The following is a 13,865-nucleotide window of genomic DNA, read 5'->3' as shown; positions in this document are numbered from 1 at the left end:
CAGCGCCGCCTAACAGATGGAGAAATCATGACTATTGCCGCGAGCACGGACACGCAATCTCCGGGGTCCCATGTAGCGGACACTCACGATCTGATCCGGGTCCAGGGTGCACGTGAAAACAATCTCAAGGACATCAGCATCGAGATTCCGAAGCGCCGGCTCACTGTCTTCACGGGTGTTTCCGGCTCCGGGAAAAGTTCACTGGTCTTCGCAACCATCGCCGCAGAATCACAGCGCATGATCAACGAAACCTATAGTGCCTTCGTGCAGGGTTTCATGCCCTCCCTGGCCCGGCCCGACGTCGACGTCCTCGAAGGGTTGACTACCGCGATCATCGTGGACCAGGAGCGGATGGGTTCCAATCCGCGCTCAACCGTGGGTACAGCTACGGACGCCAACGCCATGTTGCGGATCCTGTTCAGCCGCCTTGGCCATCCCCACATCGGCTCGCCCAACGCCTATTCATTCAACGTGCCCACAGTGAAGGCCAGTGGCGCCATCACGGTGGAACGCGGTGAAGGCAAAACGAAGACCGAGAAAGCCTCGTTCAATCGCTTGGGCGGCATGTGTTCACGCTGCGAGGGCATGGGAGCGGTCAATGACTTTGATCTCACGGCCCTGTATGACGACACGAAATCCCTGAGCGAAGGCGCCCTGACCATTCCCGGCTACACCATGGATGGCTGGTACGGACGGATCTTCAGCGGCTCAGGGTTCTTTAACATGGACAAGCCGATTTCCAAGTTCACCAAGAAGGAACTCCACGACCTCCTGTACCGGGAGCCCACCAAGATCAAAGTGGAGGGCATCAACCTCACCTACGAAGGCGTGATCCCCAAGATCCAGAAGTCGATGCTCAGCAAGGACGTGGATGCCCTGCAGCCCCACATCCGTGCGTTCGTTGAGCGTGCCATCACGTTCACTACGTGCCCGGAGTGCGAAGGCACCAGGCTGAGCCCTGAGGCCAGGTCGTCCAAGATCAACGGCAAGAGTATTGCTGACGTCTGCACCATGCAGATCAGCGACCTCGCGGACTGGGTCCGCGAGCTTGATGAACCCTCCGTAGCTCCTTTGCTCAAGGGGCTCCAACATCTTCTGGACTCTTTCGCTGGAATCGGCTTGGGTTATCTGTCCCTGGACCGGCCTGCGGGCACCTTGTCAGGGGGAGAGGCCCAGCGGACCAAGATGATCCGGCACCTGGGTTCTTCACTGACCGATATCACCTATGTCTTCGATGAACCCACCATTGGCCTGCACCCGCACGACATCGAGCGCATGAACCAGCTCCTGCTGCAGCTTCGGGACAAGGGAAACACCGTACTGGTGGTGGAACACAAGCCGGAAACCATCGCGATCGCCGACCATGTGGTTGACCTTGGGCCTGGTGCCGGCACCGGCGGCGGCACAGTATGTTTCGAAGGTGACCTTGAGGGGCTGCGTGGGAGCGATACCATCACAGGGCGCCACCTTGACGACAGGGCGTCCATCAAGGACAGCGTGCGTACAGCTGCCGGCCATCTGGAGATCCGGGATGCCTCTACAAACAATCTCAAGAACGTCGACGTCGACATCCCCCTTGGCGTGCTTTGCGTCCTCACCGGCGTGGCCGGCTCCGGCAAGAGCTCGCTGATCCACGGTTCAGTATCCAAGCGCGACGGCGTCCTGGTGATTGATCAAGGGGCCATCAGAGGATCCCGCAGAAGCAATCCGGCCACGTATACAGGGCTGCTCGAACCCATCCGCAAGGCCTTTGCCAAAGCCAACGGCGTCAAGCCTGCGCTCTTCAGTTCGAACTCCGAGGGCGCCTGCCCAACGTGTAATGGCGCAGGCGTCATTTACACGGATCTCGGAGTGATGGCAACCGTGGAATCGCCCTGCGAAGAGTGTGAGGGAAAGCGATTCCAAGCCGCCGTACTGGAGTATCGCCTGGGGGGACGCAATATTGCAGAGGTGCTTGCAATGTCCGTTGACGAGGCCGTGGGCTTCTTCAGCGACGGTGATGCCCGCACCCCGGCTGCCCATAAAATTCTGGATCGCCTCGCCGACGTCGGGCTGGGATACCTGACACTCGGCCAGCCTCTCACCACGTTGTCCGGTGGTGAGCGCCAGCGGCTCAAGTTGGCGACGCAAATGTCTGAAAAGGGTGACGTCTACATTCTTGACGAGCCAACCACGGGCTTGCACCTCGCCGATGTCCAAAACCTGTTAGGCATGCTTGACCGTCTGGTTGAGTCCGGAAAATCCGTGATTGTGATCGAACACCACCAAGCTGTGATGGCCCACGCGGACTGGATCATAGACCTCGGACCTGGTGCCGGCCACGACGGCGGCAAGATCGTTTTCGCCGGAACGCCTGCTGAGCTGGTGGCCGGGAAGTCGACGTTGACGGGCAAACACCTGGCCGCGTACGTAGGCGCCTGATACGTGCACGCACTGCGGGTCGGCGGAGTCGACGCCGGCCCGCAGTTTCGCTGCCGGGTACCTCCATGGACACTTCCCTCAACAGACGTCTGAATTCGCAGCGTCCCACTCAATGTGATGCCGATACACCCACTCAAAGTTGTCCTCCGACTTGCGTGCGATTCCGCGAAAGACCACGGGCAGCACCAAATCCTCAAAAACACGCTTGAACTGGCCACGGATCTTCGGCGCCGCATTTCTGCGACCCCATTCGACCACCGCCTCCGCCCGCGTCCTGCGCTCGTTTTCATAGCGGGCCAGCGCCCCCGATATTGAGACCGGCTGCAGCCCTTGGAGCGAACGACCCAGCGTGACGGCGTCTTCGATTGCCATGGAAGCTCCCTGACCGGACGACGGCGATGCTGCATGTGCAGCGTCGCCCACCAGAACAAGCCTCCCGCGCTGCCACCGTGGAATGCTGGGAAAATCCGAGGTCGTGTAGGGCCTGATGATGTCATTCGTGGCGGTGACAATGGCCGCCATGATCGTGCGGTCCCCGGCGACGAGCTTGGTCAACCAAGCCTTTCGGGCGTGGGAGTCCAACGTGGAGGGATCTTCAGAGGACCTTTGCAGGGGATTGGCAAACCACCAGGTCCGGCCGTCCGGATCCTGCATGTAGCAATAGAAGCAGCGCTTACCGAAGACCATCTTCATGCGTCCGGCTTCCACGTCCATCAACCCGTGTGTCAGAACCCCCGCAGGAACAATGCCGCCTGTGTTCAGCAGCGGAATGATCCTGGGTGCCGGTGACGTGGGATCGATCAGCTTTCTGACGCGTGAATGGAGGCCATCGGCACCAACCACCATGTCCCCATGTTCACTGGTTCCGTCGTGGAAATCCGCTCTCACGCCCCGGTGACTTTCGTCCAACGTGGTCAACCGCTTGTTGTAAACAATGCGGATGCCGCGCCGGCCGGCCTCTTCGCGCAGCATGCCGTACAGCTCGGAACGGGTCATGGTGCGGGCCGTGGTGCCGTCAGGCAGGGTTCCGCCGTAATCGAAGTCCGCAAGGTGTTTACCGTTGCTTCCCAAGTACATGGACATCAGGGGAGTGCTGAAACCCAGGTTGGCTGCGGCCCCTTTGAGGCCGAGAGTGTCCAAGGCGTCGAAGCCGTTGACGGCCACCGTCAGGAACCCGCCGATGCCATCCGACGGCGCTCCGTAGGCCTCGAAAATAACAGGCCGATGACCGGCCTTGTGCAGCGCTATGCCGCTTGAGAGTCCGGCAATGCCGGCACCAATAACAATGCAGTTCAACATCAGGGCCTCCAGATAATATTTCGTTCGGTCGAACGAAATATATCGCCGAGACCCTGGGGCGTCAATCCTTTCGGAATCGCGAAATACCTTGCTAGCCTCTGTGGATGCACTCAGAAAGCAACGTGGACGCCCGAAAGGCCCTGCTGGAAGCCGTTTTCGCCTCCGGGCGGGAGCTCTCGACGGCGGCGGTGATGTTCCACACGAAGCTCTCCGAACTCCGCGGATTATCCGCAACAGAAGGTAAAGCCATCGATATCCTGTTGCGGTTCGGGCCTATGACGGCAGGAGAATTTGGACAGCATTCGGGCCTGGCGCCAGCCTCGGTAACCGGGCTGATGCAGCGGCTGGAAAGCAAGGGCATAGCCCGCAGGATCAAGCATGACGAAGATAAACGGAAGGTCCTGATAGAGCTGATCGGCGACCAAGTAACCGCCGCAACGCCGTATTTCGTGGATTTCATGAGCGGCCTGACGAGCTTGCTTGAGGGTTACAGCGACGACGACTTGCGCGTCATCGCCGACTACTCAGCGAAAGCCGCGGAAATCCAAAAGAACGCAGCTGCGCGCCTGGGAAACGAGGCACGCTGACGCCAAACCCGGCACCCCTCCCAGGCGCTCTCACATAACGCCGATAATCTACATTATGTAAAGTAGATGTTTAACGAACCCTTCCCCATGGGTCACCCCGCCCCTTTCATGGCCTTTCGCATCTCGTGCAAGCCAGCCAACGCAACCTCGCACTTCGGGCACTCATTTACGTGGCGGTGAATCTTCGCGCTGCCTGGCCCTCGTCCATTGTTGAGGACGAACTTCCCGAAGTGACGCGACACGTCCGCACACGAATCCAGGGGTGTTGCGAGGACGTGAACCTGGAGGTAGGCCTGCCTTAGGCCTTTGCGCGCGCGTATGAGCAGGGCCGAAACACTGTTCGGGGTCAATCCCATGATGGGCGCCACCGCCGCCGGCTTCATGGCTTCCACTTCGCTGTACCAAAGCACTGCCTGCCAACGCCTCGGCAGGGACCTGAATGCTTCAACAAGTGAAGTGGCCTCCAAGGCGTCCAGGTAGCGATCGTCGTAGCCCGCCCCGCTGCCCATCACGGGGCTCTGAGAACCGGTGCGCCTGGCTTGTAGGTTCCGACGATGCGCGGTTCTCCGCACAGTGGTCAGGAGATAAGCCTTGAAAGAGTCTGCGGGCCCTCCGCCAACCACCAAAGCCTGGAAAACAGACGCAAACGCTTCTCCCACTGCATCGTCCACGTCAGATGGATTGTCGGACTCCATCCGGGCCACGTACACGGCGAGGCTTCTGTATCTCCGAAATAGTTCGGCAAAGGCATAAAGCCGCCCCGCGCGCACCAAGGACAAAAGCGAATGGTCACACAACCCGCGCGGTTCGTCCGGCTCCCGTCCCGGGTTCGGGAGGGACGCCCCACTCCCCCGCCGCTGGTCAGGGAAAAGACCGTAGTAATCGTGAGGCTCTTCTTCGGAGGCCAACTCCTGGTGGGACGGGTTCGTAGCGGACATGGCCCCTCATGGTCGTCAGTGATCTTCGCGGACCCTAGAATCTAGGCATCGGGACGAAATACCCACGGAAAACGCAGCCAATTTAGGGGAAGGAGATGCAAAATGCAGGATTACGACCTGGATGGACGTGACCTGAGGCTTCTTCATGCCCTGCAGATTCGTCCGCGCGCCCCTTGGGCTGCCCTGGCGCCCATCGTCGGCGCAGACGCCGTCACCCTCGCAAGACGCTGGGCTGCCCTTCAGGAACAGGGGCTGGCATGGTTGGCAAGCTATAGAGGACCCGGAGCGAAGTATGTCGGCGCAATAGTGGAGGTGGAATGCACACCGGCACGCATATCCGAGGCTACGGAGGACCTTGCCCGCGACGCTGAAGTGCTCTCCATTGACCAAACAATCGGTGGGCGGGACATGGTGGTGACGTTGCTGTGCCGGACAGATGCCGATCTTGCCGGGTTCGTCTTGGACAGACTCTCCAACATCGCCGGCGTGACCCGGACGCGAACACACCGCGGTATCCGACTCCTCGCCGATGCCCAGCTCTGGCGGCTGCGTTCCCTCCAGGACGAGGAGGTACTGCAACTGGAGTCGAGCCTCCCACTGCCCACGGCCGCACACAGGGGCATCTCAGCCGACGCAGAGGACCATCTTGCAGGCATCCTGCGTACCAACGGCCGGGCTTCCGTCGCCGAAATTTCCGAGAACCTGGGAATCAGCACCACCAAGGCAAGGAATGCGCTGGCCACCATCATTGCCGAGAAGCGTTTGGTGTTGCGCCTGGAGGTGGCGCGCCCCTACTCCCCCTGGCCTGTGGCCGTGTGGTACTTCCTGCGTGTTCCGGCCACCAAGGTGGAGTCCGTTGCGGAGAAGCTCGTTGGCTTGAACGAGGTCCGTCTGGTGGCCACCACCGGTGGCCTGTATTCAATCCTGATGCTGGTATGGCTTCGTCGGGTAGAGGACATGACAGTGCTGGAGAGGCAGCTGGGCGAACGGCTTCCTTTCGCGGAGATCATGGACCGTTGCATAGTCCTGCGCACTCCCAAGCACATGGGCAACCGGCTCACACCTGACGGAAGGCGCATCACCGCGTAGTGAACACGCACAGCGAACACACGACCTCACGCAACTGCCCCGCAGAATCTCTCTGCGGGGCAGTTTCTGTAGATTCCGACGTCCCGGAACGACTATTGCTGCTGGGCTCCGGCGATGTTGACCAGCCAGCCAATCCCGAAGCTGTCTATGCACATTCCAAAGGTGTCACCCCAAGGCGCCATCTCAAGCGGCACCGTGATGGTGCCGCCGTCGACGAGTTTGTCCCAGTACCCGCGGAGTTCCGCTTCATCCGAAGAGTCTCCGCTCAAGGAGACCGAAATATTGTCACCGGGGTTGTACGCCATGCCGGCCGGGGTGTCAGCCGCCATCAGCGTCAATCCGTTGGGAGTTTCCAACATGGCATGCATGACCTTGTTGGCTTCGGCTGGATCTTCGCTGGCTTGGTAGTCGCCGAAAGTGCTGATGTTCAGTTCACCGCCGAAGACGGATTCGTAGAAAGTGATCGCGTCCCGGGCATTGTCCCGAAATGAGATGTATGGATTAAGGCGGGTTGTCATTGGTCAGTCTCCTCAGTGTTGAGATGGTCATGCTTCATCGTGGGCAATGCTGGCAGCGCCACCGGGCGCCTGTCCCCCGCGGCGATCAGTCGCCGTCGTAGGCCCTTTGAAGGACGTTGATGTCGAGTTTCCGCATCTTCAACATTGCCTCCATGGCACGCTGGGATCCTGCTGGGTCGGAGCCGGCCAAGAGACCGGGCAGTGCAGTTGGAACTATCTGCCACGACAAGCCGAACCTGTCCTTCAGCCACCCGCACTGGCTCTCCTGTCCCCCGACGAGAAGAGCGTCCCAATACCTGTCCACGTCCTCTTGGGAGTCGCAGTTCACCACCAGCGAGACAGCCTCGTTGAACACGAAAGCCGGTCCGCCATTGAGGGCCATGAACTGCCTGCCCTCAATCTCAAACTCAACGGTCATGGGGTTTCCATCAGGTCCGGGCATTATCGAACCCATGGACGAATTATCGAATATCGAGGTATACAGTTCGGCGGCGTCAGCCGCTTGACCGTCGAACCATAGACAGGTCGAAATCTTCTGCATCTGCCGCTCCTCCAAGTAGCCGGGAACTCCTTGTCCCCCGTCAGAGGCTAATACTGTGGCATCACCTACACAACGGCCGACGGCGAATCCATCCACCGCTGCTACGGCGACTGCGATTTCGCGCAGGAGGGAGGCCCCCGGATAGTGTCATGGGTATGCCTTCACCCTCACGACTGTGGATCCCCGCAGCCATCGCAGATCTTTTGTTCATTCTTGTCTTCGCCGCCATAGGACGGGATGCGCACGCGCGTGGTGACATCATTTCGGGGGCCTTCGCCACAGCATGGCCGTTCCTGGCTGGAGCGACGGCCGCCTGGGTTCTCACACGGGCTTGGCGGGCACCCATGGCTGCCTGGCCTTCCGGAGTCGGCATTTGGCTTGGCGCAGTCATCGTGGGGATGCTGCTCAGGGCGGCCACAGGCCAAACCGTCGTGCTGCCGTTTGTGCTGGTGGCCTTGCTTACCCTCGGCGTTTTCCTGCTCGGGTACCGGCTCATCGCTGCGCTGCTGTTGAGGGCATCACGCAAACGGCAACGCGGAGCGTGATCAAGTCCCCGCCCGCGGCAATGCACTAGGCTGGAAATCGTCCGCAACGATGCATTTCCGGAAAGGCCCCACGTGATCACCGCTTTCGTCCTGATCAAGACCGACGCCTCGCGCATACCGGAGACCGCCGAACAGATATCGGCCATTCAGGGCATCAGTGAGGTGTACTCCGTCACGGGCGAGTGGGACCTCATTGCGGTGGCCAGGGTGAGCAAGCACGACGAGCTTGCCGACGTAATCGCAGACCGCCTGTCAAAGGTTGCCTCAGTGGTCCATACCACCACGCACATTGCTTTCCGTGCCTATTCACAGCACGACCTGGACGCAGCGTTCGCGCTCGGATTCGAGTAGCAGAGGGACAGCTGGTCTTTAGCTTTGGCTAAGAGCCGTCCACTTGGCAAGCACTTCGGCGGCCTTGCCGGAGTCAACGGATTCCGCCGCCCGGGCAAAAGCGGTCCTCATCCGGTCCTCAAGGCTCCCTTCGGCGTCGAGATCAACCGACACTAATCCAGCTGCCGCATTCAGCAGTACGGCGTCGCGCACCGGTCCCTCTTTGCCATCGAGGATGTCGCGCACTACAGCTGCATTGGCAGCGGCGTCACCTCCGCGAAGGTCCGCTACCGTGGAAGCACGGATTCCCAGATCCTCAGGCGAAAAGACTTGCTCCCTGACTGTTCCGTTCCTGATCTCCCAGACAGTCGATGGTCCCGTGGGGGTCAACTCATCCAGGCCGTCGTCACCACGGAACACCAGCCCCCGACTCCCGCGACGGGCAAGCACTCCCGCCACCAACGGTGCCATGCGGGCGTTGGCTACTCCCACAGCCGAAGCTTGTACATGCGCCGGATTGGTCATCGGGCCCAGGAAATTGAAGGCAGTGGGTACAGCCAGCTCACGGCGCGGAACAGCGGTGTGCCTGAACGAGGGGTGGAAAACCTGGGCAAAGCAGAAAGTGATTCCCGCCTCTTCTGCGTTGCGGGCCACCTGCTCGATCGATAGGTCCAAGCGGACACCCAAGGCCTCCAAAACATCGGCCGAACCCGACGTGGAGGAAGCGGCCCTGTTGCCGTGCTTGACCACTTTGGCTCCGGCGCCGGCTGCCACGAGGGCGGCCATGGTGGAGATATTCACGGTGTTCAACCGGTCACCGCCGGTGCCAACGATGTCCAGCTTCTCACCGGAGATGGTGATCGGATTCGCGTGCTGGACCATGGCTTCAACAAGTCCGGCCAATTCTTCGACCGTCTCGCCCTTGGCTCGCAGTGCGACCAGGAAGCCGGCAATCTGAGCCGGCGTCGCCTCACCGGACATGATGGTGTTCATGGCCCACTCTGTGTTGCCCACTGCAAGGTCGTCGCCATTGATCAGTGCTGAGATGAGCCCTGGCCAGGTATTGCTGGCTGCAGGTGCCGTTACCGGAGAAGTCACTCCCTGATGCTATCGAGCCAGCCACGCCGATGACCAATGTGAACGCGACCGGGAACTTTTCCGCGCGAATTCGCGTCTTTGTAGAAAAAGTCTCCCGAATCGGTGGTTTGCATTGGGAAGTCTGGACTTTTACAGACATAATGTCCTTGTGACATCTGCGACCCATGCCCCCAGTACCCCGGCGCACCCGACGCTGAACCGCCCCAACTTGGTTTCTGTTGGAACCGTTGTTTGGCTGTCCAGTGAGTTGATGTTCTTCGCCGGCCTCTTTGCCATGTACTTCACCCTGCGCTCCACATCCGGAACGATGTGGGCCGAGGAGACGGCCAAGCTCAACTTCCCGTTTGCGCTCGTCAACACCATCGTCCTTGTGGCAAGTTCCTTCACTTGCCAGATGGGCGTCTTCGCCGCCGAGCGGCTCGAGCCGCGCCGTACCGGTGGGCTCCTGCAGTTCACCCGTTGGGGCATGACCGAATGGTTCTCCCTGACATTCGTTATGGGCGCCTTCTTCGTGGCCGGACAGACCACGGAATACGCCATGCTCGTCTCAGAGAATGTATCCCTGTCGTCCAACGCCTACGGCTCGGCCTTCTACATGACCACCGGCTTCCACGGCCTGCACGTCATTGGCGGCTTGATCGCGTTCCTGTTCATCATTGGCCGCGCGTTTGCAGCGAAGAAGTTCGGTCACTTCGAAGCGACCTCGGCGATCGTCACCTCGTACTACTGGCACTTCGTGGACGTTGTGTGGATCGGCCTCTTCCTGGTCATCTACGTCCTCAAGTAAGCCCGGCTTTGACTCTTTTTCTACAAGAGGCAGAATTTCAAGAAGCGGCTCGCGGAGCCGACGCAGGATCGAATAAAGGAACCACCACGTGAAGGCACTATCGCAGAAGCGACGTCACCCACTGGCAGCCATTGCGCTGTTGCTGATGGGCCTCCTCCTCACTGGTGGGCTGTACGCCGTTGCCACAACTGTCAACCAGGCCAAGGCCGACACCACAAGCTTCAGCGCAAGTGACGTAGAAGAAGGCGGCAAGCTCTTTGCCGCCAACTGCGCCACCTGCCACGGCATGGGTGCCAGCGGAACCCAGGACGGCCCCTCGCTGGTCGGCGTGGGTGCTGCTGCAGTTGACTTCCAGGTTGGCACCGGCCGCATGCCCATGCAGATGAGCGGCCCGCAGGCCCAGCAGAAGCCCGCCCAGTTCAATGCGGAACAGACCAAGCAGCTCGCGGCATATGTTGCATCCCTCGGCGCAGGCCCGGCCATTCCCGAGGAACACCTCCTCGATGGAAAGGGAGACGCAGCCAACGGTGGCGAACTCTTCCGGGTGAACTGCGCCATGTGCCACAACGCTGCTGCTGCCGGTGGCGCCCTGACCCGCGGCAAGTTTGCCCCCGCCTTGGCTGGAGTAAGCGCCGAGCACATTTATGAGGCCATGGTTACCGGCCCGCAGAACATGCCCGTCTTCAGCGACTCCAACGTCACCCCTGAGGACAAGCGCGACATCATCACCTTCTTGAAGACCATCGAAGCCAACGGTTCACCCGGTGGTGCCGATCTGGGCGCACTTGGCCCGGTATCTGAAGGTCTGTTCGTTTGGGTTGCCGGCTTGGGTGTCATCATCGCATTCACGATTTGGTTGACGTCCCGCACGTCCTAGCCCGGACACATAAAACTTCTGCTGCATGGTCAGCAGTTTGAAACTGATAATAACTCGGCCCCGGCCGAGACAACGAGAGAAGGATGAGGCGAATTATGGGCAACCATAGTGACGGCAGTCCGAACCACTCGGGCACCGTAGCTACGGCTGGTCAGAATGAGGTGGAGAAGTTCCAGGATCCTGGACTCCCTCCGCATCGTTTGCGCCTGGCTGACACGGACCCGGTAGCCGCAAAGCGCGCCGAGCGTCAGGTAGCCATTCTGTTTGGCACCTCTGTAATCGGTACGCTCGTGTTCCTGGTGGCATACTTTGCCATCGATTTGGGCGACGACACCTCAATTGCGACCATCCGCACCCAGAACCTCCTTCTGGGTCTCGGTACGGCGTTCGCAATGCTGGGAATCGGCACCGGAATCGTGCATTGGGCCAAGGCCCTGATGCCCGATCACGAGGTGTCGGAAGAGCGCCACGCTATCCGTACTGAAGAAGATCGCCAGGCCGCCGTGCGTATCGTCGACGACATCGTGGACGAGACCGGCATTAAGCGCCGCCCGTTGATCCGCAACACCCTTCTTGGTGCCGTTGCACTTGCTCCCCTGCCCGCCCTCGCCATTTTCGGCGATCTGGGTCCGCGGCCGGACAACGCTTTGGCACACACCATGTGGGCGCCTGAGGGCGACAAGCTCAAGCGCCTGACCCGTGATCCCGATGGCACGCCCATCAAGGCGTCGGATGTCACCATCGGTTCGGCCTTCCACGTGATCCCCGAAGGACTCAACGAACTCCACGAAGGCAAGCTGAACGAGAAGGCAAAAGCCGTCGTTCTCCTGATGCGCCTGGACCCGGACTCGTTGAACCCCTCCGAGGGCCGCGAAAACTGGAGCTACAACGGAATCGTTGCTTACTCCAAGATCTGCACGCACGTCGGTTGCCCGGTTGCTCTCTACGAGCAGCAGACGCACCACCTCCTGTGCCCCTGCCACCAGTCCACCTTTGACCTGACGCAGGAATGCAAGGTCATCTTCGGACCGGCCAGCCGTCCGCTCCCCCAGCTGCCCATCGCAGTTGACGCAGAGGGCTACCTCGTCGCCACCAGCGACTTCAGAGAACCTGTAGGACCGAGTTACTGGGAGCGTGACGAGCATGAGCGCCTCATCAACAGCTGAAGCCCCCTTCGTTCCGAAGACCAAGGTTGGTAGTTTCACCAACTTTGTGGACGAGCGTGTTGGCGGCTCCGGCATCCTGCGCGAGTTCGGCCGGAAGGTCTTCCCCGACCACTGGTCGTTCATGTTTGGTGAGGTGGCGCTGTACTCCTTCGTCATCTTGCTCATGTCAGGTACCTTCCTGACCTTCTTCTTCGATCCGTCCATGGCGGAAACCCACTACCAGGGTTCGTACACTCCGCTGTACAACGTCGAAATGTCAGTTGCCTACAGCTCGTCGCTGAACATCTCGTTCGACGTCCGCGGTGGTTTGTTCATGCGCCAGGTTCACCACTGGGCAGCTCTGCTGTTCGTGGCCTCCCTTGGTGTGCACATGCTGCGCGTCTTCTTCACGGGTGCTTTCCGCAAGCCCCGTGAAATGAACTGGGTGGTGGGCGGCGTGCTGCTCATCCTGGCAATGGCTGCAGGCTTCACCGGCTACTCCCTCCCCGATGACCTGCTGTCCGGCAACGGCCTGCGCATCATCGATGGTGTGATCAAGTCCATTCCGGTCATCGGTACATACACGTCGTTCTTCCTCTTCGGTGGTGAGTTCCCGGGTACGGCCATCATCGGCCGACTGTACGTCCTTCACATCCTGCTGGTCCCGGCCCTCATCCTCCTGATGATCGTCATTCACCTCTTCATGGTGGTTGTGCACAAGCACACCCAGTACCCCGGCCCCGGACGCAACGACGGCAACGTCGTTGGCTACCCCCTCGGCCCGGTATACGCTGCCAAGGCCGGTGGATTCTTCTTCATCGTCTTCGGCGTCCTGGCCCTCATGGCGGCCGCATTCACGATCAACCCGATCTGGAACTATGGCCCTTACGATCCCTCACCGGTTTCGGCCGGTACCCAGCCTGACTGGTATATCGGGTTCGTTGACGGTGCCCTGCGCCTCATGCCGGGTGTCATCAATGACTTCCACTTCGAATGGGTCATCTTCGGACGCACCCTGACGCTGAACGTCTTGCTTCCGGCCCTTGTACCGGCTGGCATCATCTTCACGGTGTTGTTCATGTACCCCTGGATCGAACGTTGGGTCACCAAGGACAACCGCGAACACCACGTTCTGGACCGTCCGCGCAACGCCCCCACCCGTACGGCGATTGGTGTTGCAGGTTTCACCTGGTACTGCGTGATGTGGGCAGCGGCAGGTTCTGACCTCATCGCCACGCACTTCCACGTGTCGTTGAACGATGTCACGTACTGGCTCCGCACCCTGTTCTTCATTGGACCGGTTATCGCCTTCATTGTGACCAAGCGAATTGCACTGGCCCTTCAGCGCAAGGACCGCGAAATCGCACTTCATGGTCGCGAAACGGGCCGCATCGTCCGACTCCCCCACGGTGAGTTCATCGAGGTTCATGCCCCGCTGGATGAGTACAAGCGGTACAAGCTCGTCGGGTTCGAATCACCGGCTCCCATCCCGGCGCAGCCGAATGAGCATGGCGTTGTTACCGGCAAGGAGAAGCGCCGCGCGGCACTCTCCCGCTGGTTCTTCGAAGACCGCGTTGCCCCTGCAACGCCGGCCGAACTCGAAGCAGCACACGCTCATGGCCACCACGAGGCCATCGCAGCTGGTGAAGACCAGAAGAGCTTGAGCCACTAGCGGTTCAACACTCAAACG

The 13,865-nt window shown here is 60.3% G+C and carries 14 protein-coding genes; 9 read left to right on the top strand and 5 right to left on the bottom strand.

The genetic code is table 11. From position 1 onward, the window contains the following. The first annotated feature begins 27 nt into the window (after positions 1-27). Positions 28-2,421: an excinuclease ABC subunit UvrA gene (locus CQ020_RS10045; RefSeq protein ID WP_181151832.1), complete on the top strand. Its 2,394-nt coding sequence runs from the start codon at positions 28-30 to the stop codon at positions 2,419-2,421. 78 nt (positions 2,422-2,499) lie between these two features. Here the strand turns inward: CQ020_RS10045 and CQ020_RS10040 are convergent, their stop codons facing one another. Further along, a complete protein-coding gene (locus CQ020_RS10040; RefSeq protein ID WP_105691717.1) occupies positions 2,500-3,720 on the bottom strand; it encodes an NAD(P)/FAD-dependent oxidoreductase in 1,221 nt (406 codons plus the stop codon). Between the two features lie 104 nt (positions 3,721-3,824). On the opposite strand from CQ020_RS10040, the gene CQ020_RS10035 reads away from it, so the two are divergent. Beyond that, a complete protein-coding gene (locus CQ020_RS10035) occupies positions 3,825-4,307 on the top strand; it encodes a MarR family transcriptional regulator (protein ID WP_105691716.1) in 483 nt (160 codons plus the stop codon). A 92-nt stretch (positions 4,308-4,399) separates the two neighbouring features. Here the strand turns inward: CQ020_RS10035 and CQ020_RS24755 are convergent, their stop codons facing one another. Continuing rightward, positions 4,400-5,245 (bottom strand): RNA polymerase sigma factor, encoded by an 846-nt coding sequence (locus tag CQ020_RS24755; protein ID WP_105691715.1) that lies wholly within the window; start codon positions 5,243-5,245, stop codon positions 4,400-4,402. A 102-nt stretch (positions 5,246-5,347) separates the two neighbouring features. Between CQ020_RS24755 and CQ020_RS10025 the strand changes: the two genes are divergently transcribed. Beyond that, the gene (locus CQ020_RS10025; protein ID WP_105691714.1) at positions 5,348-6,334 is read left to right on the top strand and encodes an Lrp/AsnC family transcriptional regulator; all 987 of its coding nucleotides are present in this window, start codon (positions 5,348-5,350) and stop codon (positions 6,332-6,334) included. 92 nt (positions 6,335-6,426) lie between these two features. Here CQ020_RS10025 and CQ020_RS10020 read toward each other — a convergent pair whose 3' ends face one another. Together CQ020_RS10020 and CQ020_RS10015 are read right to left on the bottom strand one after the other, a co-directional pair. After that, positions 6,427-6,852, bottom strand: coding sequence for a VOC family protein (locus tag CQ020_RS10020; protein ID WP_105691713.1), 426 nt, complete (start codon positions 6,850-6,852; stop codon positions 6,427-6,429). Between the two features lie 85 nt (positions 6,853-6,937). Continuing rightward, on the bottom strand, positions 6,938-7,393 hold the full coding sequence (locus CQ020_RS10015) for a VOC family protein (protein WP_105691801.1): 456 nt from the start codon (positions 7,391-7,393) through the stop codon (positions 6,938-6,940). A gap of 155 nt (positions 7,394-7,548) precedes the next feature. On the opposite strand from CQ020_RS10015, the gene CQ020_RS10010 reads away from it, so the two are divergent. After that, a complete protein-coding gene (locus CQ020_RS10010; RefSeq protein ID WP_105691712.1) occupies positions 7,549-7,938 on the top strand; it encodes a DUF3054 domain-containing protein in 390 nt (129 codons plus the stop codon). Positions 7,939-8,010: 72 nt separating this feature from the next. Next, complete coding sequence (locus CQ020_RS10005) at positions 8,011-8,289, top strand: Lrp/AsnC family transcriptional regulator (protein WP_014921945.1); 279 nt, start codon at positions 8,011-8,013, stop codon at positions 8,287-8,289. An 18-nt stretch (positions 8,290-8,307) separates the two neighbouring features. On the opposite strand, the gene trpD is transcribed toward CQ020_RS10005, so the two are convergent. Next, positions 8,308-9,366, bottom strand: coding sequence for an anthranilate phosphoribosyltransferase (gene trpD, locus CQ020_RS10000; RefSeq protein ID WP_105691711.1), 1,059 nt, complete (start codon positions 9,364-9,366; stop codon positions 8,308-8,310). Between the two features lie 148 nt (positions 9,367-9,514). On the opposite strand from trpD, the gene CQ020_RS09995 reads away from it, so the two are divergent. The 4 genes from CQ020_RS09995 to CQ020_RS09980 all read left to right on the top strand — a co-directional run bounded on the left by CQ020_RS09995 (position 9,515) and on the right by CQ020_RS09980 (position 13,847). Further along, positions 9,515-10,153, top strand: coding sequence for a heme-copper oxidase subunit III (locus CQ020_RS09995; RefSeq protein ID WP_105691710.1), 639 nt, complete (start codon positions 9,515-9,517; stop codon positions 10,151-10,153). 88 nt (positions 10,154-10,241) lie between these two features. Next, the gene (locus tag CQ020_RS09990) at positions 10,242-11,030 is read left to right on the top strand and encodes a c-type cytochrome (protein ID WP_105691709.1); all 789 of its coding nucleotides are present in this window, start codon (positions 10,242-10,244) and stop codon (positions 11,028-11,030) included. Between the two features lie 95 nt (positions 11,031-11,125). Beyond that, positions 11,126-12,196, top strand: coding sequence for a ubiquinol-cytochrome c reductase iron-sulfur subunit (locus tag CQ020_RS09985; protein WP_024816770.1), 1,071 nt, complete (start codon positions 11,126-11,128; stop codon positions 12,194-12,196). Continuing rightward, positions 12,174-13,847, top strand: coding sequence for a ubiquinol-cytochrome c reductase cytochrome b subunit (locus tag CQ020_RS09980; RefSeq protein WP_105691708.1), 1,674 nt, complete (start codon positions 12,174-12,176; stop codon positions 13,845-13,847). Before CQ020_RS09985 ends, CQ020_RS09980 begins: the two co-directional genes overlap by 23 nt. Positions 13,848-13,865: the final 18 nt, after the last annotated feature.

Source organism: Arthrobacter sp. MYb23 (genome assembly GCF_002979775.1).
Lineage (GTDB): Bacteria > Actinomycetota > Actinomycetes > Actinomycetales > Micrococcaceae > Arthrobacter.
This window is presented reverse-complemented; position numbering and strand designations above follow the sequence as displayed.